The following is a 25,521-nucleotide window of genomic DNA, read 5'->3' on the forward strand; positions in this document are numbered from 1 at the left end:
AATTCTTGGTTCCATGCCATCGACCTACCTCCCTCATGGTGAGCTTGTCGAACCACGCACCAATTAACGATGCCAAGTCCTGGAGCAGAAATCCAATGCCATCGAAGTCCATCGATCACGCCTTTACAGCGCGCAATCTGACCAGCGCGGCGACGGATCCGACCCATGCGGGCGCCCTCTCCTTCATGCGCCGGCGCTATACGAAGAACCTGAACGGTGCCGAGGCAGTGGTCTGGGGCATTCCGTTCGATGCGGCGGTATCCAACCGGCCGGGAGCGCGGTTTGGTCCGCAGGCGATACGGCGGGCCTCGGCGATCTTCGACAATGATCCGCAATATCCGTTCCAGCGCGACCTTTTTGCCGATCTTGCGGTGATCGATTATGGCGATTGCCTGCTCGACTACGGCAATCATCAGAAAACACCGGTAACAATCGAGCGCGAGGCGGCGAAGATCATCAAGTCCGGCGCTTTCCTGCTGTCGCTCGGCGGCGATCATTTCGTCACCTGGCCGATTCTCAAGGCACATGCGGCGAAGCATGGACCGGTGGCGCTGGTGCAATTCGATGCGCATCAGGACACCTGGTACGATGACGGCAAGCGCATCGACCATGGCTCTTTCGTTGGCCGCGCCGCGCGCGATGGGGTGATCGATCCGGCGCACTCGATCCAGGTCGGAATCCGCACCCATGCGCCAGATGATTGCGGGTTGAAGATCGTCTATGGTTATGAGGTCGAAGAGTTGTCTGCAGCCGAGATCGCCAAACAGATCATCGCCCGAACCGCGGGCAAAAAGGTGTATCTCACCTTCGATATCGACTGCCTCGATCCGGCCTTCGCGCCCGGCACCGGCACGCCTGTTGCCGGCGGGCCCTCCTCGGCGAAGATCCTGTCCGTGTTGCGGCATCTGACGGAACTCAATATCGTCGGTGCCGACGTGGTGGAGGTCGCACCTGCCTATGATCATGCGGACGTGACCGCGATCGCAGGTGCCACAATCGCGATGTATTACCTGGGTATGCTGGCTGAACAGAAAGCGCGCCGAAAATGATGAAATGGCAATGTCATTGTGCGTGGTTCGACAAGCTCACCATGAGGGAGCGGGGCAAGCTGTCGTGGGTGTTCGTGGGTGTCCATAATTGTAAAAAAGCCAGTGTTTTCAATGTGTTGATTTGCCATAGGCGTCCGCAAGTGTTAGGTGGTGTCATATACCTAACTAGGAAACCGTCAAGGAAAGCCCATGCCAAGAACCCGCAAACACATCACCCCGCTCACTAAGGAAATCATCGACAACCTTACCGAACCCGGACGCTATGCGGAAGGGACGGTGCCGTGCCTGTACATGAAGGTCACAGAATCAAAAAACGGCAGCATCTCGAAGAGCTGGGTTTTCTTGTGGAAGCGCGGCAAGAAGCAGAGCGAGCCGGGCCTTGGCTCATGGACCGGCGCGGGCAAGGCCGGGCGGGTTTCGATCCCGCTGGCAAGGAAAAAGGCGCTTGCCGTTCATGACCTGATCGGCGCGGGCAAGGACCCGATGGCCGAGAAAAAGCGCAACGCCATGACCTTCGCGAAATGCGGCACCGCGCTGCTCGACAGCCTCAAGCCGACGTTCCGCAACAAGAAGACGGAGGATGGCTGGAACCGCTCGCTCACCCTGCACGCCGCCGCCATTGCGGACATGCCGGTGAACGCCATCGGCGTTGACGATATCCTCGGCATCCTCAAACCGGTCTGGCTGGAGAAGGCGGAAACCGCCAAACAGTTGCGCGGGCGCGTTGAGCGGGTCTTGGACTACGCCAAGGCCAAGGGCTATCGCTCAGGTGACAATCCGGCAGCGTGGAAAGGCAATCTCGATCACCTGTTGCCGAAGCGGCCACGGCTGCAACGCGGTCACCATCCAGCATTGCCCTACGCCGATCTCCCGGCCTTCGTTGCCGGACTGGATACGACAAGCGACCCGGCGTTGCCGCCGCTGCTCCTCACCATCCTCACCGCCGTCCGTTCCGGCGAGACCCAACTGGCCGAGTGGGACGAGTTCGATTTCAAGGCGGGGCTGTGGACGATCCCCAAGGCCCGCACCAAGACCGGTGCCCGCGACCATATCGTTCCCCTGAGCAAACCGGCATTAGCGATACTCAACGCGCAGCAGCGCCGCGACGGCGAGAGCCGGGTGTTCCCGGCACTGGAGAGCGGCGACATGCGCGACGCGCTCAGTAAGCTTGTATCGGGCAAAATCGCGGTGCCGCATGGCTTCCGCTCGACCTTCAAGGATTGGTGTTCCAACGAAACCGCGTTCGCCCGCGAGACTATCGAGGAGTGCCTCGACCACAAGGTTGGCTGGCGTTTACCAACATGCTCGACCGGGTAATCGACGGATTGCTCAACATGGCGATTGAGGCGCTGTTCTCGAAGAACGCGCTCGGCTCACTGTTCACCGGCACCGGCAGTGGTACGGGCGGTGGCTTCCTTGGCAAGATATTGGGCTTCGGCATGCACGCTGGCGGCACCGTGGGCCGCGACGCAACGTTCGTGCGTGCGGTTAGTGCCAATGCCTTCGTCGGGGCAAAACGCTACCAGCGCGGCGGTGTGGCGGGATTTGCGCCCGGTGAAGTCCCGGCGATATTGCACAAGGGCGAAGTCGTGCTGCCGAAGGGCGCGGCGGCGAAGGCTGGAAGCGGCACCGTCTACGACAACCGGCAGAACAACGTGGCAATCCGGGTGGACAGCAACGGCAATGCGGTGCTGACGAAAGACCAAGGCGTCGGCCTCGGCAAGCGCCTGAACCTTGTGGTGCAGGAAGAGATTGCCCGCCAGCAGCGGGCGGGTGGATTGCTCGCCGGGACCGGGCCGGGAGCGCGGTGAGAGCAAAGTGGGGCCACCCCTACTTTGTTCGGGCGCGGAAAATTCCGCAGTGCTGCGACATAAGTCGCATGGCGTCGATTTCAGCCCTTGGTTTTATTGGGCCTTTTGACGGGCGCTGCGACATCTGTCGCAAGGGTGCGGAAAAATCCGCAGGGAGCCACCCATGACCACCATCAACCATCTTGCCAGCAAAGCCATGAAGCGCATCAGGCCACCGCGCCATGAGGGACCATACCCCGAGCGCGACGCCGATCTGGTGCGGGCGCTGCGCAGGCGGTTCGATCCCGATATCGACGATCCGCAACCGCTCATCCTCGAAGCCTACCGGGCGGGCTGGAGCATTGCGGAGGCGGGCCGCGCCATCGAGACGATCAAGGCCGAGTGGCGGGCGCTGCCGTAATGGTTAAGCGTTCGCGGGCGAACAGTTTCCGCGTGGCAAATTTCCAATTATTGGAACTTTCAAATTCGTAATAATTACGGATTTCAAATTCTGACCCGGGTCACAATCTTGCCGCCCGCGCGCCTTCGGGTGTATCGATATCACCATGCCGTCTGACGCCGAACAATTCGCCTCGTTGATAGCTGGCCTCGAAGCCTGTGGCATGTCGCGCGATCTAATCGCCAAGCAATGTGGATTGTCCCGCGCCAGCGTCTGGCGCTTGGCGGCGGGCGAAGCGCGGACACCGACATACGGCACGGTGCGGAGCCTTGAGCGGCTCTACGAAACCAAGGTGGGGCCGTCGCCGTTGCGGCGGTGAAATGTACCACCATTCCGCCCGTGGAATGGTTTCAGATCTGAGAGCAATTTGTCCATAAATGGACAAACTACGGCGGACAAAAACCCGGCAGAAAAATCCGCCTGTTACACCGGCTGGTAGAGCGCCAGCATGATCAGGGCGAGCACGCCGCAAGCCTTGCGTCACCGTGTCGTTGGTACAAGTTTAATAAGATTTACTGTCGCTCAGTAATCGTGAATTAATCAACAATTTCAGTCACTTTTCAGTAACCATCCCAATTAAGAACCCCGCAATGTCTCGCGGCCTATGTTCACGACGGTTCACGGAAACCGCAACAAAGTTACAGGACAGGCGAAAAACATGACCAAGCTCTTCACACGTTTCCTTAAAGACGAGTCCGGCGCGACTGCCATTGAATATGGCTTGATTGCCGCCCTTATTTCCGTCGGCATCATTGCTGGTGCATCCTCTCTTGGTACCAGCATCAATGGCGTGTTCAACAAGCTTTCCGGCAACATGGCTACAGCTGCCCCATAATGCATCCTGGGGCTGTTTTAACCGGCAGCCCCGGATACCAAATCTTATCCTCTCGATGATATTTGGTATCTAGTTTCTCTGGTTCCGGTTCACCCTGTTGTTGTCTGGAACCCAATGTGCTGGATTATACCCCATTCATAATCCCCATTAGACCGCCTGCCGAGGGCGGTCTTTTTTTAGGTCTGCGCCATGTTAGCCTCGCGTGCGGCTTCTATGAATGCTACACGAGTCACTGGGATAATCGATAACCTAGTGACGAAATTGCAAAAAATCCGCAACTAGGAATGCTACCGGGAAACAAATCGGGACTATTTAATTCGTCAACGATTTCAAATTGTTAGCGGATAGGTGATTTCACCATGAGGGAGGTAGATTGATTGCAGGGAGTCAAGATTTGCAAGGCTGGTGGTTATCGCGGTTGCGAGGCTGGTGATCATTGCGGTTGCGACACTGGTGATTATCTTGCAGCCCACCTACCTCCCTCATGGTGAGCTTGTCGAACCACGCAAACGATAAGGCCACTTAGAAGAAACTGAGCTAACCATCTGAATTCAAAGCTTCCAGGGGCATTTCCATGAAACCCAAAATCTTCATCGACGGCGAACACGGCACCACCGGCCTGCAGATCCGCACGCGGCTTGCGGGCCGCGACGATCTCGATGTGCTTTCCATTCCCGAAGCCGAGCGGCGCAACAAGGAGTTGCGCGCCGATTTCCTGAAGGAAGCGGACGTCGCCATTCTCTGCCTGCCCGATGATGCGTCGAAGGAAGCCGTAGCGATCCTCGAAGGGCATAATTCAACCAAGATCATCGACACCTCGACCGCACACCGTGTGCACCCGGACTGGGCGTACGGCTTTGCCGAACTCGACCGCGACCAGCGGCAGAAGATCGTTAATGCACGGCTCGTCGCCAATCCCGGCTGCTATCCGACCGGCGCGATTTCGCTGGTAAGGCCGCTGCGCGATGCGGGCATCCTGCCCGGCGACTATCCGGTCACCGTCAATGCGGTCTCCGGATATACCGGCGGCGGCAAGCAGATGATCGCGCAGATGGAGAATCCCGACGCGCCCGACCATATTGACGCAAACCATTTCCTCTATGCGATGCCGCTCAAGCACAAGCACGTGCCGGAACTGCAGATGCATGGGCATCTGGATCGCAAGCCGATCTTTTCGCCAAGCGTTGGCCGCTTTGCGCAAGGCATGATCGTGCAGGTGCCGCTGTTTACCGCTGATCTAGACGGCAATGCGTCGATGGCAGATATCCATGCGGCACTGGTCAAGCATTATGAGGGCCAGAACATCGTGCAGGTCGTGCCGTTGGCGGAGAGCGCCATGCTGCCGCGCCTCGATCCGGAAGAGTTGCGCGATACGGACATCATGAAGCTCTATGTCTTCGGTACCGAAGGCCAGGGTCAGGTCAATCTCGTCGCGCTGCTCGATAATCTCGGCAAAGGAGCATCGGGGGCTGCAGTGCAGAACCTCGACCTCATGCTGGGAGACAAATAAGACTCAGATAGCGCGCGATTCCTCGTGCGCTATCTGCGTCTTTGGAAATCACTGCAAATGCAAAACCTCACTTGCAGAAAGACGCGCCGGTCCCGGAGCAGAAGTATTAGAGTCCACCAACTACTTGATCACAATTAGCAATTAGCATGATGAAAACACGCAATAAAAACTATCTGCCTGTAAAGACCACTGTCTCCAACGGATAAGCACCCTTGGTCGCGCGCCAATGGGCGACGGAAAATCCAAGAATGACAATGGCGAAGAATTGATGCAGCAGCCCGAGCCCGATCGGCACCTGCATCAGCAGCGTGGTGATGCCAATCGCTGCCTGGAGGGCAACCAGAACGGCAAGGAGAATGGCTCGCCGCGCGTGGGTTGTGCCGGGCGCTTGCCGAACCGTGGATACGGCCTGCCAGATGGCGACGATGAACACGAAATAAGCAAAGCAGCGATGCACGAATTGCACTGTCTTCGGGTTTTCGAAGAGATTGTGCCAGATCGGCTGGATCGGGAAGAGATCACCCGGAATGATCGATCCATCCATCAGCGGCCAGGTATTGTAGGAAAGTCCTGCATCGAGGCCAGCGACGAGCGCGCCGAGATAAATCTGGATGAAGACGAACACGACGAACCAGCCGACAAAGCGCTGGATCCGGCGATTGGCCGGTGTTTCGGAATAGACGGCGAGACCGCGCGCAACATACATGACCGCCGCGAATATGATGCAGGCGAGCGTAAGGTGTGTGGCGAGGCGGTACTGGCTGACATCGACGCGGTCGACCAGCCCGGACGCGACCATCCACCAGCCGACTGCGCCCTGCAAAGCGCCAAGACCAAGAATGAAGATCATGCGCGGCTTCAACCGGCGCTCGAGACGGCCTGTCAGCCAGAAGAAGACAAGCGGCACGGCAACGAGAAAGCCGACGCCGCGCGCGAGAAACCGATGGGCCCATTCCCACCAGAAGATTTGCTGGAATTCGGCGAGACTCATGCCGTTGTTCAGCCGCTGATATTGCGGGATCTGCCGGTATTTATCGAATTCCTCCATCCATTGGTCATGGCCGAACGGCGGTATGATGCCGTGGATAGGCTTCCATTCGGTGATTGAAAGGCCGGAGCCGGTCATGCGGGTTGCTCCGCCCACCAGCACAATGGTCGCCAGCACGATCAGCACCAGATAAAGCCAGATGCGGATATATTGGCGGTTTCGCGCTTCGCGATCCTGAACCGAGGCGACCATGCCTTGGGATAGTGTGTTGGCAGCCATGCAGAACGCTCCTGTATTGCGCCGATAGGTGCAGCATAAGCTGATCCGTTACAAGGATGCTCCACGCGACACGCCGTCGCGTTTATGGCGGAGGCCGGCCTTTTTTGCTTTGCCTCGATGGGTTTAACGAGTAGAGGATGGCCCAGAAGCTGGAGAATTGGATCAGGCGATGCCCGTAAGGCTGAAGAAACTCATCGGAACATTTCTGCTCGTGACGCTCGTCTGCGTCTACGCGATCGTCGCAACGATTTTTGCCGTCGCGCTGCTCGGCAATTCCGGTCCGTGGGTACACCTTCTGTATTTTTTCGGCACCGGATTCCTCTGGGTGCTGCCGGCGATGTTTATCATTAGTTGGATGGAAAAGGCGCCGAAAAACAAGGCTGAGAATTCACCCTGATGGGCATCTGATGCGACTTTCTGCGCTTCCGGTGCTCATGGACGAGAATGTCCATTGCGCTCCGGTTCTCGAAAGCCGCACCAGCTACCTCATCATACTGAATTCTCATAAATCTTTTTTAAGCCTGGACCACTCGCCTTCCCGCGTTGGCGATTGGCGTCGTCACGCCGCTCATCATCGTCCTGGCGTAGACCAGTTTCTGGAAGCGGCCATTGATGGAAATCCGTGGCAGAGCCCACATATTGGCCCGATGTTCGGCATGGATAGTGCCGTGCCGTGTGGTGACGGCGGAGGCAAAACCTTCCGCGGCGGCGATCTCGGCTTCGCGTCGTCCTGCAGCTTTTGAAGAGCCGTAGGGATAGGCGAAATGGGCGGGCCGCTTGCCGAGTTTTTCTTCCAGCATATCAGCTGACAGGCGCATTTCCTGCGCGACCATATCCGGGGTTAATTTCTTCAGGTTGTAGTGATGGACCGTATGCGCGCCGATTGTGCATAGCGGATCGCTGGCGATCTGGCGTATTTCCTTCCAGTTCATCACATCCTGATTGGCCGGGACGCCGCAGATCATTCCCTCCTCGGCACACATCTCGCGAAGGATGGGCAATTGCTCCAGTTCAGTCAGCGTGAACGAAAAATAGCGCATCAACGAATGGAAGGTTGCGCGTTTCTGAAATAGCGTCCCGCATCGCCATTCGGGTCCGCCGGGGATATTTATGAAATCTGCCTTGGCAACGAGTTTTTCGGCGATCTCCCACCACAGTACCGCAGCGCCCTCGATCAGGCCGGGCGCGGCATAGATTGTGAATGGCGCATTGTGCTTCTGGAAAACCGGATAGGCGTGATTGAGATTGTCATTGTAACCATCGTCGAGCGTGATCGCGACAAAGCGCCTTTTGCCAGGTGAACCTGCTTTGACCCGCTCTGCCATCTCGTCCATGGAGACGATTTCCGTGCCCTCGGATTTCAGCGACACGATAATTTGATCGAGAAAGGCAGGCGTGATCGCCAGTGAACGGGTAACGCCGAGCGGGCTGATACAATCCGGACGAACCCGGTGCAACATGATGATGGAACCGAGCCCGCCGAAGCGGTCGCGTGTGCTTGACGCAAAACCGCTGTGCCAAGCCAGTCTCATCACGGCTTTTCGTATCAAGTCAGCCGCGTGGACCATTCCTTCACCAATTCGCGTTATTTGAAGATATCCGAAGGATTCTGTTCATCAACTCATGCGACTTAAACGTTTATATATGGTTGATCAACAGAACCTCGCCGCATTTCGCATCTCCTCCAATGGAACGCAAGAATGTCCATTACTTCACGACAAGCAAAAATCATTGCAAACCCGCTTGAAGCCAAAGCAATGTGGAGTGGACTGGGGGAGGATTTTCTTGCCGGCCCAGCTCAAACTGCCAATTGGTTTTCATTCTGGCAGTCATGCGTCAATGCGGACTGCCTGATCGCGGCGCTCTACGAAGCGGACAGGCCGGTTTTCCTTTTGCCGTTGGAGATTGTGAAAAAGGGTCCAGTCAGGATTGCAGCATTCCCGGGCGGGCCGCACGCCAATTGCAATTTTCCGGCGCTGTCGCCCGGCGCGCAGATCTCTGCGGCCGATCTCAACGGGCTTTTCGAAGCACTGCACAAGGCCCGGCCGGATATCGATCTCGTCTCGCTGGCGCGGCAGCTCGGCGAACTCGATGGCAAGGCCAATCCGCTGATGCAACTGCCAAGCCGGGAAAATGCCAATATCAGCCTCGGGATCACCCTCGACCGGAATTTCGAAACGGTGATGAGCCGCCACAACTCCAAACGCAAGAAAAAGAAACATCGTCAGAACACACGCCGCTTCGAGGACGCCGGAGGATATCGCATCGTCACTGCGACCACTCCAGTCGAGACCAACGCGATGCTTGAGAACTATTTCGAGTGCAAGGCAATGCGGCTCGCCAAGGCTGGTATCAAGAACACCTATGAACCGGCGGGCACTATGGATTTCTTCCGGCAGCTGTTCGCCCATGAGGTTCAATCGGCAACGCGTTTTCAACTCAAAGCACTGGAAGTGGCAGGGCAGTATCGCGCGGTTCTCGGGAAGTCCTATGCGAGGAACCAAACCTTCATCGATTTCATCGGCATCACAGAGGATGAACTGGTCAGCGCCAGTCCTGGCGAGTTCCTGTTCTTCGAAGACATTCAGGATAGCTGCAAGACCGATCTCGCCATCTACAGCTTTGGCATCGGCGATGAGCCTTACAAGCGCAGCTGGTCAGATATCGAAGTACCGAGTTTTGACACCGAAGTCAGCCTCACCGTGAAGGGTCGGATATTTGCAGGATATCTCAGTGCACGCGGCAAGCTGGTGCATAGCATAAAGAAAAACGAAACCGTCTGGGCTGTCGTGAAAAAGGCCCGTTCGCGCTTGTTCGGGAAACGTTAGGCCGAGCGGACAATCCGGCCGGCATCCAGTCGTAAGTGGCCCTTGTTGAATGGCGTCAATAATTCCGGCTCGAGCAGCTTGGCGTCGAACACAGCTCTTGCGATTTCGGCTACATCCGGATCATCTGGATCGACCACGCCGAGAATAAGTTCTGTACCATCGGCAAGAAGGTGTTTCAGCTCAACAACCGTCGCCGGGCCAGCATCGACAACGACAAGATCGTACGCCGACTGCAAGGCATTGAGGATCATCGGCAGGCGCCCCACGGATTGCATCGCCTTGGCCGGATCGTGATTGCCCAGCGGGATGATCTCGGCCTGCGAATAGTGATCCGGATGAATGACGTCGCTGAAGTGCTTTTCCGACACCAGAAGATTGGTGATGCCCGGAAGGTTCTTGTCGTCCAGCATGGAGCGGCCGATTTCACCAGAACCTGTCATGTCGACGAGTATGACGCGCACGCCCCGGTCGGCGAGTTCACGCACGAGCAGGATGGTGAGAGCCGAGGCTTCGTCGCCTTCCGGCGAAACAACCACGGCGCGCGCTGCACCACTCGCCATCAAGCGTGTGGCGACATTTGCGATGCCTGAATGATCGGCGGGGATTGCCGGCGTCTCGACAGGCGTATCAAGCACGGGCGCGCGGATTTCCTTGGACGGTTTCTCTTCGTCGACAGCGGTCGCCTTTTCCGGTGGCTCCGGCGTCTCTGCGACTATCGGTTCAATCGCTGGCTGAGCAGGTTCGGCAACAGGCAGAACCGGTTCAGGGATAGCGCGAACAGGGACAGGCCGTACGGCCTCTTCCACCGGCGCGGGCCGTGTATAAGCGGGACGCAGGGCCTGACCACTGAACAGGGCCCGCAGCAAAGTGATGATGCTGAGCAGCAGCAACGATGCGACGAAAGCCGCTATCGTCATCGGGATCTTCTTGGGGAAGTAGGGTTCGATCGGGCGGTCAGCGCGTGAGAAGATACGCGCATCGGCAGGCAGATAGCCGCGATCCGTGCGAGACGACGCTTCGCGATAGCGCGTCAGGTAGGATTCGAGCAATTGCCGCTGCGCTGTGGCTTCGCGTTCCAGCGCACGCAATTCAACCTCTTCTTCACCCGCCTTCGAAGATTGTGCCTTCAACTGGTTGAGAGAACTCGTTAATTGGCTCTCACGCAAACGCGCGGTCTCGGCCTCGTTTTCAAGGCTGCCCAGAACCTTGCGCGCCTCCAGACGAATCTGGTTGTTGAGATCGGCAAGCTGCGAGCGCAATGCCCGGATACGCGGATGGCCGCTGAGCAGGGACGCCGACAGATCGGCAATGTCATTGTTGAGCTGCACCTGACGCTCGCGCAGGCGCTGGATCAAGGGCGACGCCATGACTGCCGGGAGCGTTTCGACAGGCGCACCCTTTGCCAGTGCGGCACGGACGCTCTCGGCGCTTGCCTCGCTGGCCGCCCTGTTGGCTCGAACACGCGAGAGTTCCGAGGAAAGCTCGGAAAGCTGCTGGGTAGCGAGAACGGCATTGTTCTGGCCGATCAAGAGGTCAGATGAGCTGCGATACGCCGCGACTTTCGCCTCGGCGTCCTTGACACGCTTGCTGAGGTCGGCAATTTCCGGTTGCAACCAACCCGTCGCATCGGTGTTTGCCTGGGACTTCGACGCCTGCTGCGCGGCGACATATTCGTCGGCGATGGCATTGGCGACGGATGCGGCGAGTGCGGGATCCTTGGAGGAGAACTGGATGACGATGACGCGCGAGGCCTGAACGCTATAGACGAGGAGCCGGTCGCGCACGGCCTGGAGGATATAATCGTCCCGAGTCTCTTCATCCGGATTGTTGCCGATACCAACAGCGCCAAACAGACGCGACAGTGCCGACGGCTCAGCGCCAGCGGAAAGCTCTGCATTGTTGGCAAGGTCGAGCTTGACGATGACGCGCTTCAAAAGATCGGACGAACCGATGAGCTCGACCTGGCTCTTGATGCCCTCCTGATCGAGCACCGGACGATCATCCGCCTGCTGATTTGCCGGACGGGTAAAGACTGATTCCCCTGTTTCGATGAGGATACGGGTTTCCGCGCGATATTTGGGCGATACCAGTGAAAGGAGAAGGAATGCCAGCGCCGTCAAAAGCAGAGAGCCAAGGAGTATCCGTAGCCTGTTACGCCACAGGCTGGCGAACAACGCGCCTATATCAATGTCCACATCGTTTCCGACAGAGCTCGCGGGCATTCCAGAACACTCCAATACGAATAGCATAATGGTAAAGACGTATGGTAACCAGCGAGTTAAGAAGTTGCAGTCATCAACCACAGCGTGCAGTAAACTGCTTGTCGCCGCTAAACTTTACCAGCCATTAACCCTAATGAACTGATAATCCCGCACAGAATCGAGAAACTTCTCCGCAACGTTTGTTAGGGTTCGTGACGTGTTCAGCAAGCAGATCTTTCTGGTGGCCATTGGCGTTGTTTCCATGACGCTGGGTGGTTGCGCCAGTTACCGGCCGGCCCCGCCCGCGTTCAACGAAGCCATCAACAAGCCTTATATGCTGGACGCGGGCGACCGTATTCGGCTGACTGTGTTCGAGCAGGAAGGCATTACCAATACGTATAGCGTCGATCAGGCCGGATATATCTCGATCCCGCTCATTGGCAGCGTCCCTGCCCGCGGCAAGACCATCCAGCAGATCGAAAAGGAAGTTGCGGCCAAGCTGCGCAAGGGTTATCTGCGCGATCCGGACGTGGCAGTCGAGATCGATCGCTACCGGCCGGTGTTCATCATGGGCGAAGTCGGTGCAGCCGGGCAATACTCCTACGTTCCGGGAATGACCGCACAGAAAGCCATTGCCGCGGCCGGCGGTTTTACCCCGCGCGCGCAACAGAGCGACGTCGACATCACGCGGCAGTTCAACGGCGAAAGCCTGACGGGCCGCGTTACCATTTCCGATCAGGTGCTGCCCGGCGACACAATTTATGTGCGCGAGCGGTTTTTCTGATAGCGGGAATGGCCGACAAACCATCCCTTCGTATCGTTCACTGTTTCCGCGCGCCGGTCGGCGGAATATTTCGCCATGTGCGCGATCTCATCGATGCGCAAATCAAAGCCGGTCACAAGGTCGGCGTGATCTGCGACGCATCGACAGGGGGTGACTTCGAGGAAGCGTTGCTTGCGGGGCTGCGCGACAAGCTTGAGCTTGGTCTCAAACGCATTGCCATGCAGCGCCAGATCGGTCCGGGCGATGCGGTGGCAGCGTTGCGTACGTACAGGATCATCAAGAAATTGCAGCCGGATGTCTTGCATGGGCACGGTGCCAAAGGCGGCACCTATGCGCGGCTCTTCGGCTCATGGTTGCGGGTATCTGGTTCACGCGTTGTCCGCTTTTATTCTCCACACGGGGGCAGTCTCCACTACGATCCCGCAAGCCTGCAGGGCCGCGTGATTTTTCGAGTCGAACGCGCCATGGAGAAAATGACTGACAGGATCATTTTCGTCTCTGCGTTCGAACAGGGCGTCTATTCGAAAAAGGTCGGCGAGCCGCGATGTGGTTTCGCGCTGATCTATAACGGTTTGGCGGACAGCGAATTCGAGCTTGTCACACCTTTTGAAGACGCCGCCGATTTCCTGTTCATCGGTGAAATGCGCGTGTTGAAAGGCCCCGATATCTTCATTAATGCCCTTGCGAAAGCGAGCATTGAAACCGGGCGAAAGCTGACGGCAGTCATGGTCGGAGACGGCAAGGATCGGGCCAGGCTGGCCAAACAGGCGGACGCAGGCACGCGTTTTCTCATGCCGATGAAGGCGCATGAGGCGTTCAAACTGGCCAAAGTTGTGGTGATCCCTTCCCGCGCAGAGGCCCTGCCCTATATCGTGATCGAAGCACTCGCTGCCGGGATGCCGGTCATTGCCAGCCGCGTCGGCGGCATTCCGGAAATCCTCGGGGATGATTCCCCTGCCCTGGTGCAGCCGGAAGCCAATGATCTGGCAGCGAAAATGACTTATGTCATCGGCGATATCGCTGCCTACAAGCAGAGGCTACCCAGTATCGAAGCTCTCCAGCGAAAGTTCGGTGTGGAGGCAATGGCGGAGCACCTCGAAGCCGAGTATTTCGCGGCGTTGGGCAGCTAGATTCCCTAAGCCTTTTTTAGCGCATATGTGCTATTGACGGGCAATTCGGGTCGTTCAGGTGAATCATGACAGACAGAAAAGCGGAATCGAAGCTTTCGCGTGAAGTTGTTCGCAACCTTGCGCCCGATACGCCGCGAACTTCCGGCAAGAAGCCAACGCTGAGCCCGGTCGCCTATCAGATCGCGTCGCAATACGCCAAAGACACCAATTCGCCTGTGATGATCAGCGGCATCATGCGGATTATTGAATTCCTGATCATCGTGCTCGCGGGTATTGCCGTCTTCGTGATCTATGTCGGCCCGTCAGTCTACACCTTCCTGCACTATTCGCTTGCGATCCTTGCGACCGCCGTGATCACGGTCCTCGTTCTGGAACTGACCGACAGCTACCAGCTTGCCGTCATGCGCGATCCCTTCAGCAAGTTCGGAAAGCTCATCCTCGTCTGGTCCGGCGCGTTCGCGACGATGTCGCTGGCGGCGTTTTTTCTCAAGACCTCGGAAGACTATTCGCGTGTGTGGTTTGGCACCTGGTACGGGTCGGGACTGATCCTTTTTCTGGTGTTCCGTGTAGTCATGTCGCGCCTGATCCGGCGCTGGGCCCGCAACGGCAAGATGGAACGGCGCGCCGTGATCGTCGGCGGCGGCAAGCCGGCCGAGGACCTTATCCGGTCGATCGAACAGCAGCCCTATAACGACATTCGCATTTGCGGCGTTTTTGACGATCGCGATGCCAAGCGGTCACCGCCAATCGTTGCCGGTTACCCGAAGCTCGGCAATATTTCCGAGCTGATCGAATTCGCGCGTATCGCCCAAATCGACATGCTGATCGTGTCCCTGCCGATCACCGCGGAAGAGCGGGTGCTGTCGCTCCTGAAGAAGCTCTGGGTATTGCCTGTCGATATCCGCCTTTCGGCCCACAACAACCATCTGCAGTTCCGTCCGCGCGCCTATTCCTATATCGGCTCGGTCGCCATGATCGATCTCTTCGACAAACCGATCAACGACTGGGATTCGGTGGCCAAGCGCGCCTTCGACATTTTCTTCAGCGTGTTCGGTTTGATCGTCTTCAGTCCGATTATCCTGGCGACGGCCATTGCCATCAAGCTCGAAAGCAAGGGGCCCGTGATCTTCAAGCAGCGGCGGCATGGCTTCAACAACGAGATTATCGAGGTCTGGAAGTTCCGCTCGATGTTCACCGAAATGTGCGACCCGACGGCGCGCAATGCCGTGGTCAAGGACGACCCGCGTGTAACCCGCGTCGGCAAATTCATTCGCAAGACCTCGATCGACGAACTGCCGCAGTTCTTCAATTCATTGATGGGAACGCTTTCACTCGTTGGACCCCGGCCCCATGCTATCGCTGCGCATACGCGCAATCTGCTCTATAACGAGGTCGTTGACGGCTATTTCGCGCGGCACCGGGTTAAGCCCGGCGTGACCGGTTGGGCACAGATCAATGGCTGGCGCGGCGAAGTCGATACGGACGACAAGATCAAGATGCGCACCGAATTCGATCTTTACTACATCGAGAACTGGTCGCTGTGGTTCGACCTGAAAATCCTGTTCCTCACGCCGGTGCGTCTTCTCAACACGGACAATGCCTATTGAGCGCTTTGGCTGATCAGAACCGGCAAGCAAGCGTCGATCACGCCGTAAAAAACCGTGCTCTGATCAAGTTGATTTCGACTTTTGCCGTGGGCTTGGGGGTGTTTCTCAGCGGCTTCGTCATCGATGAACCCGCGCCGTACGAGCTCTACATGGCAGGCCTCATCGCCATCTGGGCCTTGTTCGGCCTCAGATTGTCGCGCGCTGTTGCTGCCCTCCTCGCCATTCTGGTGGTCTTCAATATTGGCGGTCTTGTCTCCATGGCACAGATGCCCGACCTGAAGACGGCACCGATGTATATCGCCGTTTCGCTTTTCCTCGGCTTTACGGCAGTTTTCTTCGCAGCGATCATCAACTCCGACCACCGTATCCTCCCTGTTATCTTCAAGGCATATATCCTGGCTGCCGTCTCAACGTCGCTTCTCGGTATCCTCGGTTATTTCGATGCCTTCCCCGGCGCGGAGCTGTTCACACGCTATGGCCGCGCCATGGGGGCTTTCCAGGATCCGAATGTTTTTGGGCCGTTTCTCATGCTGCCGCTCGCCTGGCTGGTGCACGGTGTGCTCGTTGGCAATCTTCGCGCGCTGCCATTGCGCCTGATCCCGATTCTCATCCTGACGCTCGGCATCTTCCTGTCGTTCTCACGCGCGGCTTGGGGAATGGCTGCGCTGATCATTGCCGGCCTTGCGCTCTTGCTGTTCATCAGAAATCCCAATCCGGTCTTCCGGATGAGAATTATACTTTTGGCGGGTCTTGCGGTCGTGTTCGTCCTGGTCGCGGTCGTCGTCGCGCTGCAAATCCCAAGCGTTGCCGAACTTTTCACGGCGCGAGCGCAACTCGTGCAGGATTATGACGATGCTCAATTCGGGCGATTCGCCCGCCACTGGTACGGCATGCTCATATCCATCGATCACCCGCTTGGTATAGGTCCGCTGGAGTTTGGACCGATCTTTGGCGAGGACACCCATAATATCTGGTTGAAGGCAGCGCTGGACTATGGCTGGATCGGATTTATCAGCTATCTGACATTGACCATGTTGACGCTGGGCCTCGGACTGCGCATTCTTTTTCGCGAGCGTCCGTGGCAACCCTTTCTGCTCTGCACGTATCTTGTCTACGTGGCACATGTGGCGATCGGCAATGTCATCGACACGGATCACTGGCGGCATTTCTGGCTGCTCATAGGCATTATCTGGGGTTGCGCCGCGCTCGAAGTCCGGTACCAAAGCGGAGGGTTACCCTACCTTCCCAAGCGGTGATAACGAAAATGTGCTAGATGTAAGTTTGCAGTTTAATCTCTTCTTGTGATTGAAAAGTTCAGCTGTAAATGGTGAAATACACAATCAAAATATACCTCCAGTTGAATTCTGATTGACAAAGCAACCTTTGCGTGTTCGCCAGGGATTGAACTCAAGTAAACTGATGTTTACTCCAAAGATTTTCTGGTTCTGGTTTATAATCTGACGCTGGAAACGTGATTGCCGTTTTCAAGACCGGATGAATGGGTGTGATAATTGGTATTTCTTAACAACGACAATCCCAACTATTCGAAAGCGGATGGCGAACTCATGCAACGCGCTTTGGATATCGCTGCCGAAAGGTTGAGTATAACGGACGAAACGGACGACGAACTCAGCACGTTGGCGCGTTTTGTGCGCGCCGCCTTCATTATCGGCAATCGAGATGTGGAATCCATGGCAAAATTTGCGGTGAAGGCGGTCCTCGTGCGACGCAAGAGCCGGTCGAAGGATTAGAGCCCTTTCCACCGCTACAGACTCAGTTCTCCTGTAACTTTGCTGCTTCGGCAGCCTTTTTACGTGCCATCGCATCACTCGTGGCTGCCGCGGCGCTTGCCGCATGATCTTCGCCGCCGGCAACCTGCACCGTCGGCGAAGCAAATCCGATGCCGTTCTCGGCGAAGGCTTCGCGGATCATTGCGTAGGCGCGCCGCCGGATGGTGGACTGATGGCCGGGTTTCGTCATCATGGCGAAGCTCAGGTTGATGCCATAATCACCGAAGGCCTCGACACCCTTCATCTTGACCGTCTCGATGATCTGCGGGCCGAATTCCTCATCTTCGAGCAGCGCCGCACCGACACCCTTCACCAGCTTTTTGACCTTGGCGATATCCGTGTCGTAGTTGACCGAAATGAGGAACTTGTCGATGACCCAATCCCGGCTCATGTTCTGCACCGCTCCCAGTGTACCAAAGGGCACAGTGAAGATCGGACCGCGATGGTGGCGAAGTTTGACAGAACGGATGCTGAAGGATTCGACAGTGCCCTTGTAGCTGCCGCTCTGGATATATTCTCCCACCCGGAAAGCGTCGTCGGTCATGTAAAACACACCGCTGATGATGTCCCTGACCAGCGCCTGCGAGCCGAAACCGATCGCGACGCCGAAAATGCCCGCACCCGCGATCAATGGGCCGATCGCGACGCCGAGCCCTGACAGAACCATCATGACGGCGAGGACGGCGATGAGCACGGCAAGGAAATTGCGCAGGATCGGCAGCAGCGTCATCAGCCGTCCGCTGCGGGCCAGTGCGGCCTCATCGCCGCCTTCGACGCGAGCGCGTTCGATGCGCTGATTGATGAGGCCCTTGACCATGTGCCAGATCAGGTCAGCTCCCAGCAGGATAACTATGCCGCTCAAGACGCCACGGATCATGCGGCTGGCAGCCTCGTCCTCCATCAATCCGCTTGCGCGCAAGCGGATGACTGTGGCGAGCCAGGCGGCGGCGAGCGCGATGATGACCACCCTTGCTCCCCGCTCTATCAGGACTTCGAAGACCGGATTCCTGGGCTTAGCCGTATCGTCAGGGCCAGAGAAGAACGACTTCACGATCGTGCTGGTTGTCTTCAAAATCGGCGGCAGGATGAGCGCGTAGATGCCGACCCACAGCGCCCCGCTCATGCCGGCGACCCAAAACAACCAGAGCAGGCACAGATAGAGTGTGAGCAGCCATTCCTTGACGCGATAGGCCCGGGAAGCAGCGGGTGCTTCCGGGCGGCGCCACCCGGTTTCGAGTGCGACGGCCAGAAGACCGAGGCCGAGTATGTAAACGACCAGGCTCTTGGCGTTGGGGGTGAAATTAAGGGCGATCATCACTCGCGCCACCGCCCATCCCGTAAAGAAGATGCCTGCGAACAAGGCAACCCGTCGATACCAGAAGGCGGCCATGACATCATCCATCGGAATGAGGCGCATCTTGTCCCCAGCATCGCCGGTTGACTGCCCGCGTTGAAAGCCCAGCAGAATGGCGGTCAATCGCATGATCACGCGCCAGGCAATCAGGGCGACGAGCATGGGAAGGACAAGCATGGCCAGCAGCGGCGGCCAAGTGAAAGCAAGGAAGGCACCGATGCTGGCTAAAGCAAAGACCACCAGCGGCGCGATGGCGGCGAAGATCGAGCGACCGATCATATGATGCCGTGCGGGCGCGCCATCCTCGATCGTGCCGGGCGCAACGTTCCGTCGGCTCGCCTGACTGACCAAACGCCGGAAGACAAACTCGGCTCCCAGACCCAGCGCTGCAAATGCAACAAACAGAACCAGTATTGCTCCCGGACCTCTCCCGTTGATTTCGGTCATGATCGTGGAGCTTGCCCCCGAAAACTCGGCAGGAATCGCCGGAATGGCTTGCCCCAGGCCCCGCAAATGCGCCCGAATGGCGTTCGACCAAAGCATAAAATCATCCGCTGAAGCCGCGAGCGGAGTCTCTGCCGCCGGGGGCGCACCCTTGGTGGCGATCCAGGCTTTGATTTCCGGATCATCCAGCAGCTTCAGGAGTTGCTCGACTTTTTGCGGTGAAGGCTGGGTCGCCGCAGTCTGCGCTTGCGAACTTGCAATCAAAACCAGGAAAACCATGCAACTCAACGCAAGCACGACACGCATCTTGGCGGTCATTGCCCGAAAAACGGCGGTACTCATTCGTTTGCCCCCTGACAGACATTTCGGTATAGTATGCCCAGAAAATACTGGTCTGTCTCACCAATAGTACAGCATTGCGTATGCGAGAATAAGGTTTCCGGCCTTATTTACCAGTTCCGCCAAAATAAATGGTGTCATGGCCGTCCGGCCCTATTGCTGCCAATCGCATGGGTTTACATATAAGTTCTGCCAACTCGAGGAACCGTCATGACCCGGATCGAATACAGGTTGCATGCTTTTGATCTCGCAAGCCCCTTCGGCTTCGCGGACGGCAATATGTTCGGTCACCTTTTGCGGGAAAAACTCGGAAAGCTTGCACCGGACAAGCGGGCGGTTCTGATCGAATGCGTGAAACGATTTTTGCTCCCCGCGCTGCCGCGGCGGATAAAGACTGTTCTGGTTGGCACACACAATCCCATCCGTATTCCTGATGGCGAGACGATCGACGACATCGAGGATTTCACGGTCGGTATCAGGGAAGACCAGGTACTGAAAGTAGCCGCGGAACTCGCTTCGAAGCACGATTGATCTGAAAGAATCAAGCCAGATGCAATCATCCCGCCGCCTTTACAATGCTGACAACGATGCCGGGACCGGACGTGGCACTATACCACAACCGCCAGGTGGTCGTGCTTCGCCCTGAAAACTGGGCGGCATGGATTTACTTGACGAAGCCCGAGGCAGAACTGCTGCGGCCGCTTCCGGAAGGCTCGCTGAGCGTTGAGACCGTGCGGGCGGGAGCGGACTGACTGCTGATCAACACGCCCTCACCGACTTTCGACCCAGGCCCATGGTCTTGGCAAGACGGGATCGAGTCTCGGCGTAGTTCGGCACGACCATCGGATGGGGAGGATCGAGATTCCGAGAACGTTTCTTCGTAATGTGTGCCGCTAATCCTGGCGCGCAGGGAAAACGAAGCTGCATTTTCCAACGGCTTGATGACGCGGTCATAGGACGTCCAATTGATCCGGCTTCAGGATTCCCGTCCGATGGGCCCCACGTTCGGCTGAGGTCGGGCTTGGTACCAGCTATCTCAATTTATCACGCCCTACGGCGCATCAATTCGGGATGTTTTCCCGAAAAATTGATGGCTTAGCGTTAAATGTTCAACCTAGTTAGCTACTGTCGAGACAATCTACAGAGGGATATAATTCGTTGGCTATCGGCAAACGGATAGTTTGGCCAGATATAGCTAAATATCCGAAAGGCTTCGGCGCAGTTAAAGTATGATCGACCATTTCTAGCGCGTCCTTGTCAGCTTCCAATTCTTCATCAGTTCCAACGTGAAGTGGGTAGTGTGCTACGCCTTTCTGTCAACGCAATCTGAAAGAAAGCTGATGCATTAAGTCAACATAAAGTCTTTCTCCCTATTAGATGGAAAGGGCAACAAGAGCGGGCAGAGAGTATTATAGTCATGATGTCAGTGGTGGCGTGCGTAACCGGGAAACACAACCTCTGGCTTGTCCTGCTCGCCGCCCTCGTTTGCACGTCGGGCTCATGGGCCATAATCCGGTTGTTTCAGCGGGCCGCGAGCACAAAAGGGTTGCAAAGTCTTGGTTGGCATTTTCTGACAGCCACGGCTGCCGGGTGCTCGATCTGGTGTACACACTTCATTGCCATGCTCGCCTATGAACCGGGCGCACCTGTCACGTTCGATCCGGTATTGACCATCATATCCCTTCTGGTGGCGATCGGCGGCTCCTTGCTGGGATTCACGATAGCAGCAAGTGGATTGACGCGCTTGGCCCCGATTGTCGGCGGCAGTTTGCTGGGGTTGGCAATCTCGGCCATGCACTACACGGGCATGATCGCGTATCGCGTTCAGGGTATCATGGAATGGGACATGTCCTATCTGGTGGCCTCGGTTGTGCTCTCCGTGGTGCTGTCGGCAATTTCGCTACATGTTGCAAGGCTGGGTAGTTTCGGGCCAAACAAGGTTGTTGCGTCCGGAGTGCTGGTCCTTGCCATCGTCAGTCTGCACTTTACGGCTATGGCGGCGTTCCGCGTCACGCCGCTTGCCATCGCGAACGCATTTTCCGACCAAGGTGCGCTGCACGCCATGGCGCTGGCGATTGCCCTTGTAGGCTTGATCATCATCGGCACAGGCCTCGCCAGCTATCTCATCGATGACCGGACGCGCGCGGACTCTTACCAGCAGCTGCGCCACATGGCGTTGAACGACAATCTGACGGGCCTGCCAAATCGGGCAAGCTTCAATGAGCGCCTCGATCAGGAGATTGGGTTTGCCCGAGGCACAAATGGCAAACTCGCGCTTGTCTGCATTGATCTCGACCGTTTCAAGGAGGTCAACGACCTTCGAGGCCACAGTGCCGGAGATGAGGTGCTTCGCATCCTCGCCCTTCGAATGAGCAATCTATTGCGTGAGGGGGAATTCGCTGCGCGGTTAGGCGGGGATGAATTTGCCGCCATTCATCGCATGAAGGACCACGAGGACCTTGTCGAGTTTCTGTCGCGTGTCGAAGCGGCGCTGTTCAAACCCATTCGCATGGATGATTACGAGGTCACGACGGGAGCCAGCATCGGCGTTGCACTGTATCCCGACAATGCCGACACCAAGGAAATGCTGGTCAACAATGGCGATCTGGCGATGTACCGGGCCAAGGCCGACGTGACAAAGGCCATCTGTTTTTATGAACAATCCATGGATGAAACGGTCCGGGCTCGCCGGACATTGGCGGGCGAGCTTCGCGAAGCCTTGGACAACAACCAGCTTGATCTGCACTATCAGGTTCAGACATCCGTCTCGACGGGCGAGGTTCGCGGCTACGAAGTGCTGCTGCGGTGGAACCATCCGAAGCATGGTTTCATTCCTCCGTCTGAATTCATCCCGCTAGCCGAAGAGACCGGACTTATCCTCCAAATGGGGGAATGGGTTCTTCGAACCGCTTGCACCACGGCGGCAACATGGACGCCGCGATACAAGATTGCGGTCAATCTTTCTCCCGTTCAGTTCGCTCATTCCGATCTCCCCAAACTCATCCATGAAATCCTCCTCGAAACGCGGCTGCCGGCTAACCGTTTGGAACTGGAACTGACGGAATCGACGATCATTTCGGACAAGATTCGTACTTTGGATATTTTGCGGCGGATAAAGGCGCTCGGCGTCACCATCGCGCTCGATGATTTTGGGACGGGCTATTCCTCTCTCGACACGCTGCGCGCATTTCCGTTCGACACGATCAAGCTCGACCGCTCGTTCATGAGAGAGGTGGAGACAAGTCCGCAGGCCAAGGCCATCATTCGTGCGGTGCTTGCCCTGGGCACGAGCCTGAGTATACCCGTGTTGGCCGAAGGAATTGAAACGCAGAGTCAGTTGTCAATTTTGGATGACGAAGGTTGCGATGCGGCGCAGGGGTTCTTCCTCGGCCGGCCGGCCCCATTGGAGCAGATCATGATCAGCGGTCAAATCACCATGACTGACACAGGCACGATGCGTGACACGACAATTCGGGATCGCTCGCGGAATGGGGCTGGCCATGGCTTTGACGAAACTACAGCATTTCTGGATTTTGGGCCTCGAATGCGATCCCCTGTTTGATCGACACTATACGCCGCATGGCCAGACTGAGCTTTCCTGTGAGCGTGTCCATACACCGCTGCGAGTACAACCTTTTCAATTTAGTCCCGCACGTTGAGCGCCTTGCCGAATTGCAGCTAGGGCGATCGGATTCGTAACGGGATACGCAGTTATGTATGCCTCAGGCGTAAATTGCGGAAACTCTTTCGCCAGCCGTTGATTGAGCTTTGTAACTTCAGCCGTTTCCCCGATCGTAGCGTATGCCATCGCGAGGAACATGAGTGTTGAAGGCATTTCCGGAGCACGCCGGAATGCCGCGATGCATTCCGCATACCGATCCATTACAAAGGTTACACGGCCGAGCATGCTATAATACCAGGCGGGAGCAAGAGCGTTGATTCTCAGTGCCCGTTGGATCAGTTGATAGCCCTCGTGGGGATCACCAGCTACCAACGCGCGACTGCCGGCCACAAGGGCGAGTGTGTCACCGTCGTTGGGGGCAATCGCTAGCGCGCGGTTGTTTTCCTCGATAGCGCGACCAAAGTCACCGTCGCAGGCGCAAAGGTCACCAACACATTGCCGCGCGATGCTGTCGCCAGGGTCAAGGGACAAAGCCTTCTCAGCACAGTCGCGAAACCGCTCCAGTGCCTCCGTTGCATTGTCGCAATAAGCGTTGCTGCCCTGAATAGAGTATGCAAACCCGAGTTCCATCCACGCACGCGCCAGTCCAGGGTCGAGCTCGACGGCGCGTGAAAGCAACCGAATGGCTTCGGCGTTGGCTGCGGGGATGTAGAGATTGTGTTGTTCCACACCAAGCAGGTAGCAATCGTAAGCTCCCAAGCTGGTCGGCGGCTTACGCCGCGCTACGTCGAGGCGAAGCTTCGCAAGTTTGCCGCCACAGCTTGCAAGAACATTGATGACGTTCTCCGACACCGAATCCTGAACCGCGAACAGATCGTCCATTGGTCGTTCATAACGTTCGGCCCACAAACTGGCCCCACTTACGCCGTCAACAAGCTGAACGGAAATGCGGATCTGTTTTTCGGTTGCCTGCAGACTCCCTTCCAGCAGATAGTCGGCATTCAGCTTCCGGCCTATAAGCAACGTGTCGCAGTTGCCCTTAAACGCAAGCATCGTTTTTCGAGAAATCACTGCCAAATCCGCATATCGCGATAGATCAACGATGATATCTGCCGACAAGCCGTCAGCCAAACGAGCCCAACGAACATCGCTGCCTAGATTGTCAAAGGGTAGGACCGCAATGATGGTCGGCCCGGTCCTGTCGGTACCGTTCGGCATAGCCGCAGCAGTTGTCTGCTCTCCTTGAACGGCAAGCAGGCTTGCAAGCTCAAGTTTACTATGGACGCCGAGTTTTTGATAAATCACTGACAAATGTGTGCGGACGGTCATAGGCGAAATGAATAGAGCCTCACCGATTTCGCGGTAAGTCAGTCCTTTGGCAAATTTGGTAGCAACGACATGTTCCCTGGTCGACAGTCCAGAGATTGGGTTGGCGTTCACCTCAAGGCTGGACACAGATGGAAATCCCCAATGGATCGACTGCATTGTCGCGCTGTTACAAAATACTACATTTGCGAGGCAAAAACACTGCATTTGCAGGATGCCGTCACCGCAGACCTGTCTGTAGCGTTGAGCCGCGGAGCGTGATCTCGAGGATATCACTCCGGTTCGGTCAACTAGAGGAGGCATCGATGAAAACTTTTTTTGCAGCTGTTAGTCTATTTGCTTTGGCCGTTTCATCCGGACCAGGTTTGTCCCAAGAAACAGGCGCACGAAAGGTTCTGATCTCGGAACAAACGGTCAGGCTCATCAGCGCAAGGGCGTATTCCAATTTGCTCCGGCAAGCTTATGAAAAGGGATGGCGCTATCCACGACGACAGATCGAAAGCGGGTTCAATCGTCATTTTGAAGAACTGAAGCTACAACTGATCGCTCAGGGTTACACGATCGTTTCACAATATGCAGAGCAGGATCGAAACTTGCGGCTGTCTCAAAGGGAACTTTGAAGCTTGCCGTTCACCCCCGCCTGGTGGCTTCCTTCACTCGATTGCTAGACCAATCTAGATCAAGTGTCTTGTCGTCCATCCAGAAATATTGAGCTGAGTGTCCTCTTTTGGCAGCGAAGCGGCGGACATCGTGGCACTCCCTTCGTGGTGAATGTAAGAACGTTGCGCTTGTCGCTCGTGCAGCTCTCAGCGCCAAGAATCCCTGATCATTAATCCTTATTCTTTGGCAAGGGTGGTCAACAAAAACTCGCCTACGCTCGCTGCGTGCGCCTCGCCGGTTATCGAGTCCCGCTTCCGATACCAGCCTGACTGGGTGAGAACAAATTCGACAACCCAACCTGCCTGGCGAGATGGCTGTGACGCTGACCAAAGTGTCGGTCGGGACCGAGCTTCATATAACGCAGGCAGGCGTGCCACTCCACTGCAATGCAACTGTCTGTGCTGCAGCGTCGAACTCATAGCTGCCGGCAACGAGGTGACCGGGCAGCTGGTATTTGTCCCCGGTCGGTAACGGCAGGGTGAACTCGAGCTTCTCGGCCGCCTCCTTTGGCGTCCCCAACGCCAC

At 56.8% G+C, this 25,521-nt stretch carries 23 protein-coding genes and 2 pseudogenes; 19 read left to right on the forward strand and 6 right to left on the reverse strand.

The features are described 5' to 3' along the window. Positions 1-95: 95 nt before the first annotated feature. From speB to argC, 7 genes are all read left to right on the forward strand, one after another. Positions 96-1,049, forward strand: coding sequence for an agmatinase (gene speB, locus ACSQ3H_RS17685; RefSeq protein WP_436118239.1), 954 nt, complete (start codon positions 96-98; stop codon positions 1,047-1,049). Positions 1,050-1,238: 189 nt separating this feature from the next. Then, positions 1,239-2,366: a tyrosine-type recombinase/integrase gene (locus ACSQ3H_RS17690; RefSeq protein WP_436118240.1), complete on the forward strand. Its 1,128-nt coding sequence runs from the start codon at positions 1,239-1,241 to the stop codon at positions 2,364-2,366. Then, positions 2,315-2,860: a hypothetical protein gene (locus ACSQ3H_RS17695; RefSeq protein WP_436118241.1), complete on the forward strand. Its 546-nt coding sequence runs from the start codon at positions 2,315-2,317 to the stop codon at positions 2,858-2,860. The genes ACSQ3H_RS17690 and ACSQ3H_RS17695 overlap by 52 nt, the downstream gene beginning before the upstream one ends. A 163-nt stretch (positions 2,861-3,023) precedes the next feature. Continuing rightward, the gene (locus ACSQ3H_RS17700) at positions 3,024-3,260 is read left to right on the forward strand and encodes a hypothetical protein (RefSeq protein WP_436118242.1); all 237 of its coding nucleotides are present in this window, start codon (positions 3,024-3,026) and stop codon (positions 3,258-3,260) included. Between the two features lie 145 nt (positions 3,261-3,405). Beyond that, the gene (locus tag ACSQ3H_RS17705) at positions 3,406-3,618 is read left to right on the forward strand and encodes a helix-turn-helix domain-containing protein (protein WP_436118243.1); all 213 of its coding nucleotides are present in this window, start codon (positions 3,406-3,408) and stop codon (positions 3,616-3,618) included. Between the two features lie 339 nt (positions 3,619-3,957). After that, positions 3,958-4,134 carry a Flp family type IVb pilin gene (locus ACSQ3H_RS17710; RefSeq protein ID WP_436118244.1) on the forward strand — a complete coding sequence of 59 codons (177 nt, stop codon included), beginning with the start codon at positions 3,958-3,960 and terminating at the stop codon, positions 4,132-4,134. Between the two features lie 574 nt (positions 4,135-4,708). Continuing rightward, positions 4,709-5,644, forward strand: coding sequence for an N-acetyl-gamma-glutamyl-phosphate reductase (gene argC / locus ACSQ3H_RS17715; RefSeq protein ID WP_436118245.1), 936 nt, complete (start codon positions 4,709-4,711; stop codon positions 5,642-5,644). A 169-nt stretch (positions 5,645-5,813) separates the two neighbouring features. On the opposite strand, the gene ACSQ3H_RS17720 is transcribed toward argC, so the two are convergent. Then, positions 5,814-6,911 carry a COX15/CtaA family protein gene (locus tag ACSQ3H_RS17720; protein ID WP_436118246.1) on the reverse strand — a complete coding sequence of 366 codons (1,098 nt, stop codon included), beginning with the start codon at positions 6,909-6,911 and terminating at the stop codon, positions 5,814-5,816. A gap of 169 nt (positions 6,912-7,080) precedes the next feature. On the opposite strand from ACSQ3H_RS17720, the gene ACSQ3H_RS17725 reads away from it, so the two are divergent. Next, complete coding sequence (locus ACSQ3H_RS17725; protein WP_436118247.1) at positions 7,081-7,308, forward strand: DUF2842 domain-containing protein; 228 nt, start codon at positions 7,081-7,083, stop codon at positions 7,306-7,308. Positions 7,309-7,426: 118 nt separating this feature from the next. Here ACSQ3H_RS17725 and ACSQ3H_RS17730 read toward each other — a convergent pair whose 3' ends face one another. Next, positions 7,427-8,443 carry a polysaccharide deacetylase family protein gene (locus ACSQ3H_RS17730; RefSeq protein WP_436119484.1) on the reverse strand — a complete coding sequence of 339 codons (1,017 nt, stop codon included), beginning with the start codon at positions 8,441-8,443 and terminating at the stop codon, positions 7,427-7,429. Positions 8,444-8,611: 168 nt separating this feature from the next. Between ACSQ3H_RS17730 and ACSQ3H_RS17735 the strand changes: the two genes are divergently transcribed. Beyond that, complete coding sequence (locus ACSQ3H_RS17735) at positions 8,612-9,739, forward strand: GNAT family N-acetyltransferase (protein WP_436118248.1); 1,128 nt, start codon at positions 8,612-8,614, stop codon at positions 9,737-9,739. Here ACSQ3H_RS17735 and ACSQ3H_RS17740 read toward each other — a convergent pair. Next, positions 9,736-11,961 (reverse strand): GumC family protein, encoded by a 2,226-nt coding sequence (locus tag ACSQ3H_RS17740; RefSeq protein ID WP_436118249.1) that lies wholly within the window; start codon positions 11,959-11,961, stop codon positions 9,736-9,738. The genes ACSQ3H_RS17735 and ACSQ3H_RS17740 overlap by 4 nt on opposite strands. Positions 11,962-12,202: 241 nt before the next feature. Here ACSQ3H_RS17740 and ACSQ3H_RS17745 point away from each other — a divergent pair, with 241 nt between their 5' ends. The 5 genes from ACSQ3H_RS17745 to ACSQ3H_RS17765 all read left to right on the forward strand — a co-directional run bounded on the left by ACSQ3H_RS17745 (position 12,203) and on the right by ACSQ3H_RS17765 (position 17,212). Next, positions 12,203-12,724 (forward strand): polysaccharide biosynthesis/export family protein, encoded by a 522-nt coding sequence (locus tag ACSQ3H_RS17745; RefSeq protein ID WP_436119485.1) that lies wholly within the window; start codon positions 12,203-12,205, stop codon positions 12,722-12,724. A gap of 8 nt (positions 12,725-12,732) precedes the next feature. Beyond that, the gene (locus tag ACSQ3H_RS17750) at positions 12,733-13,854 is read left to right on the forward strand and encodes a glycosyltransferase family 4 protein (protein WP_436118250.1); all 1,122 of its coding nucleotides are present in this window, start codon (positions 12,733-12,735) and stop codon (positions 13,852-13,854) included. Between the two features lie 65 nt (positions 13,855-13,919). Next, entirely contained in the window at positions 13,920-15,461 is a 1,542-nt protein-coding gene (locus ACSQ3H_RS17755) for an undecaprenyl-phosphate glucose phosphotransferase (RefSeq protein WP_436118251.1), read from the forward strand. Further along, the gene (locus ACSQ3H_RS17760) at positions 15,458-16,717 is read left to right on the forward strand and encodes an O-antigen ligase family protein (protein ID WP_436118252.1); all 1,260 of its coding nucleotides are present in this window, start codon (positions 15,458-15,460) and stop codon (positions 16,715-16,717) included. Before ACSQ3H_RS17755 ends, ACSQ3H_RS17760 begins: the two co-directional genes overlap by 4 nt. A gap of 255 nt (positions 16,718-16,972) precedes the next feature. Continuing rightward, positions 16,973-17,212, forward strand: a complete 240-nt coding sequence (locus ACSQ3H_RS17765) for a hypothetical protein (protein ID WP_436118253.1) — start codon at positions 16,973-16,975, stop codon at positions 17,210-17,212. Positions 17,213-17,234: 22 nt separating this feature from the next. On the opposite strand, the gene ACSQ3H_RS17770 is transcribed toward ACSQ3H_RS17765, so the two are convergent. Continuing rightward, positions 17,235-19,391, reverse strand: a complete 2,157-nt coding sequence (locus tag ACSQ3H_RS17770) for a mechanosensitive ion channel family protein (RefSeq protein WP_436118254.1) — start codon at positions 19,389-19,391, stop codon at positions 17,235-17,237. A 207-nt stretch (positions 19,392-19,598) separates the two neighbouring features. Here ACSQ3H_RS17770 and ACSQ3H_RS17775 point away from each other — a divergent pair, with 207 nt between their 5' ends. The 3 genes and pseudogenes from ACSQ3H_RS17775 to ACSQ3H_RS17785 all read left to right on the forward strand — a co-directional run bounded on the left by ACSQ3H_RS17775 (position 19,599) and on the right by ACSQ3H_RS17785 (position 22,950). Further along, positions 19,599-19,919: a hypothetical protein gene (locus ACSQ3H_RS17775; protein ID WP_436118255.1), complete on the forward strand. Its 321-nt coding sequence runs from the start codon at positions 19,599-19,601 to the stop codon at positions 19,917-19,919. A 23-nt stretch (positions 19,920-19,942) separates the two neighbouring features. Beyond that, a pseudogene (locus ACSQ3H_RS17780) lies at positions 19,943-20,140 on the forward strand (SOS response-associated peptidase family protein); the annotation flags it as partial. 665 nt (positions 20,141-20,805) lie between these two features. After that, positions 20,806-22,950, forward strand: coding sequence for a putative bifunctional diguanylate cyclase/phosphodiesterase (locus ACSQ3H_RS17785; protein ID WP_436118256.1), 2,145 nt, complete (start codon positions 20,806-20,808; stop codon positions 22,948-22,950). A gap of 75 nt (positions 22,951-23,025) precedes the next feature. On the opposite strand, the gene ACSQ3H_RS17790 is transcribed toward ACSQ3H_RS17785, so the two are convergent. Beyond that, positions 23,026-24,465 carry a LuxR C-terminal-related transcriptional regulator gene (locus tag ACSQ3H_RS17790; RefSeq protein ID WP_436118257.1) on the reverse strand — a complete coding sequence of 480 codons (1,440 nt, stop codon included), beginning with the start codon at positions 24,463-24,465 and terminating at the stop codon, positions 23,026-23,028. A 176-nt stretch (positions 24,466-24,641) separates the two neighbouring features. Here ACSQ3H_RS17790 and ACSQ3H_RS17795 point away from each other — a divergent pair, with 176 nt between their 5' ends. Together ACSQ3H_RS17795 and ACSQ3H_RS17800 are read left to right on the forward strand one after the other, a co-directional pair. After that, positions 24,642-24,956: a hypothetical protein gene (locus ACSQ3H_RS17795; protein ID WP_436118258.1), complete on the forward strand. Its 315-nt coding sequence runs from the start codon at positions 24,642-24,644 to the stop codon at positions 24,954-24,956. A gap of 329 nt (positions 24,957-25,285) precedes the next feature. Next, a pseudogene (locus ACSQ3H_RS17800) lies at positions 25,286-25,372 on the forward strand (toxin); the annotation flags it as partial. On the opposite strand, the gene ACSQ3H_RS17805 reads toward ACSQ3H_RS17800, so the two are convergent. Then, entirely contained in the window at positions 25,348-25,515 is a 168-nt protein-coding gene (locus ACSQ3H_RS17805) for a hypothetical protein (RefSeq protein ID WP_436118259.1), read from the reverse strand. The pseudogene ACSQ3H_RS17800 and the gene ACSQ3H_RS17805 sit on opposite strands and share 25 nt — an antisense overlap. Positions 25,516-25,521 lie beyond the last annotated feature (6 nt).

Origin of the sequence: Phyllobacterium sp. LjRoot231 (assembly GCF_964253365.1) — a bacterium.
Classification (GTDB): domain Bacteria; phylum Pseudomonadota; class Alphaproteobacteria; order Rhizobiales; family Rhizobiaceae; genus Phyllobacterium.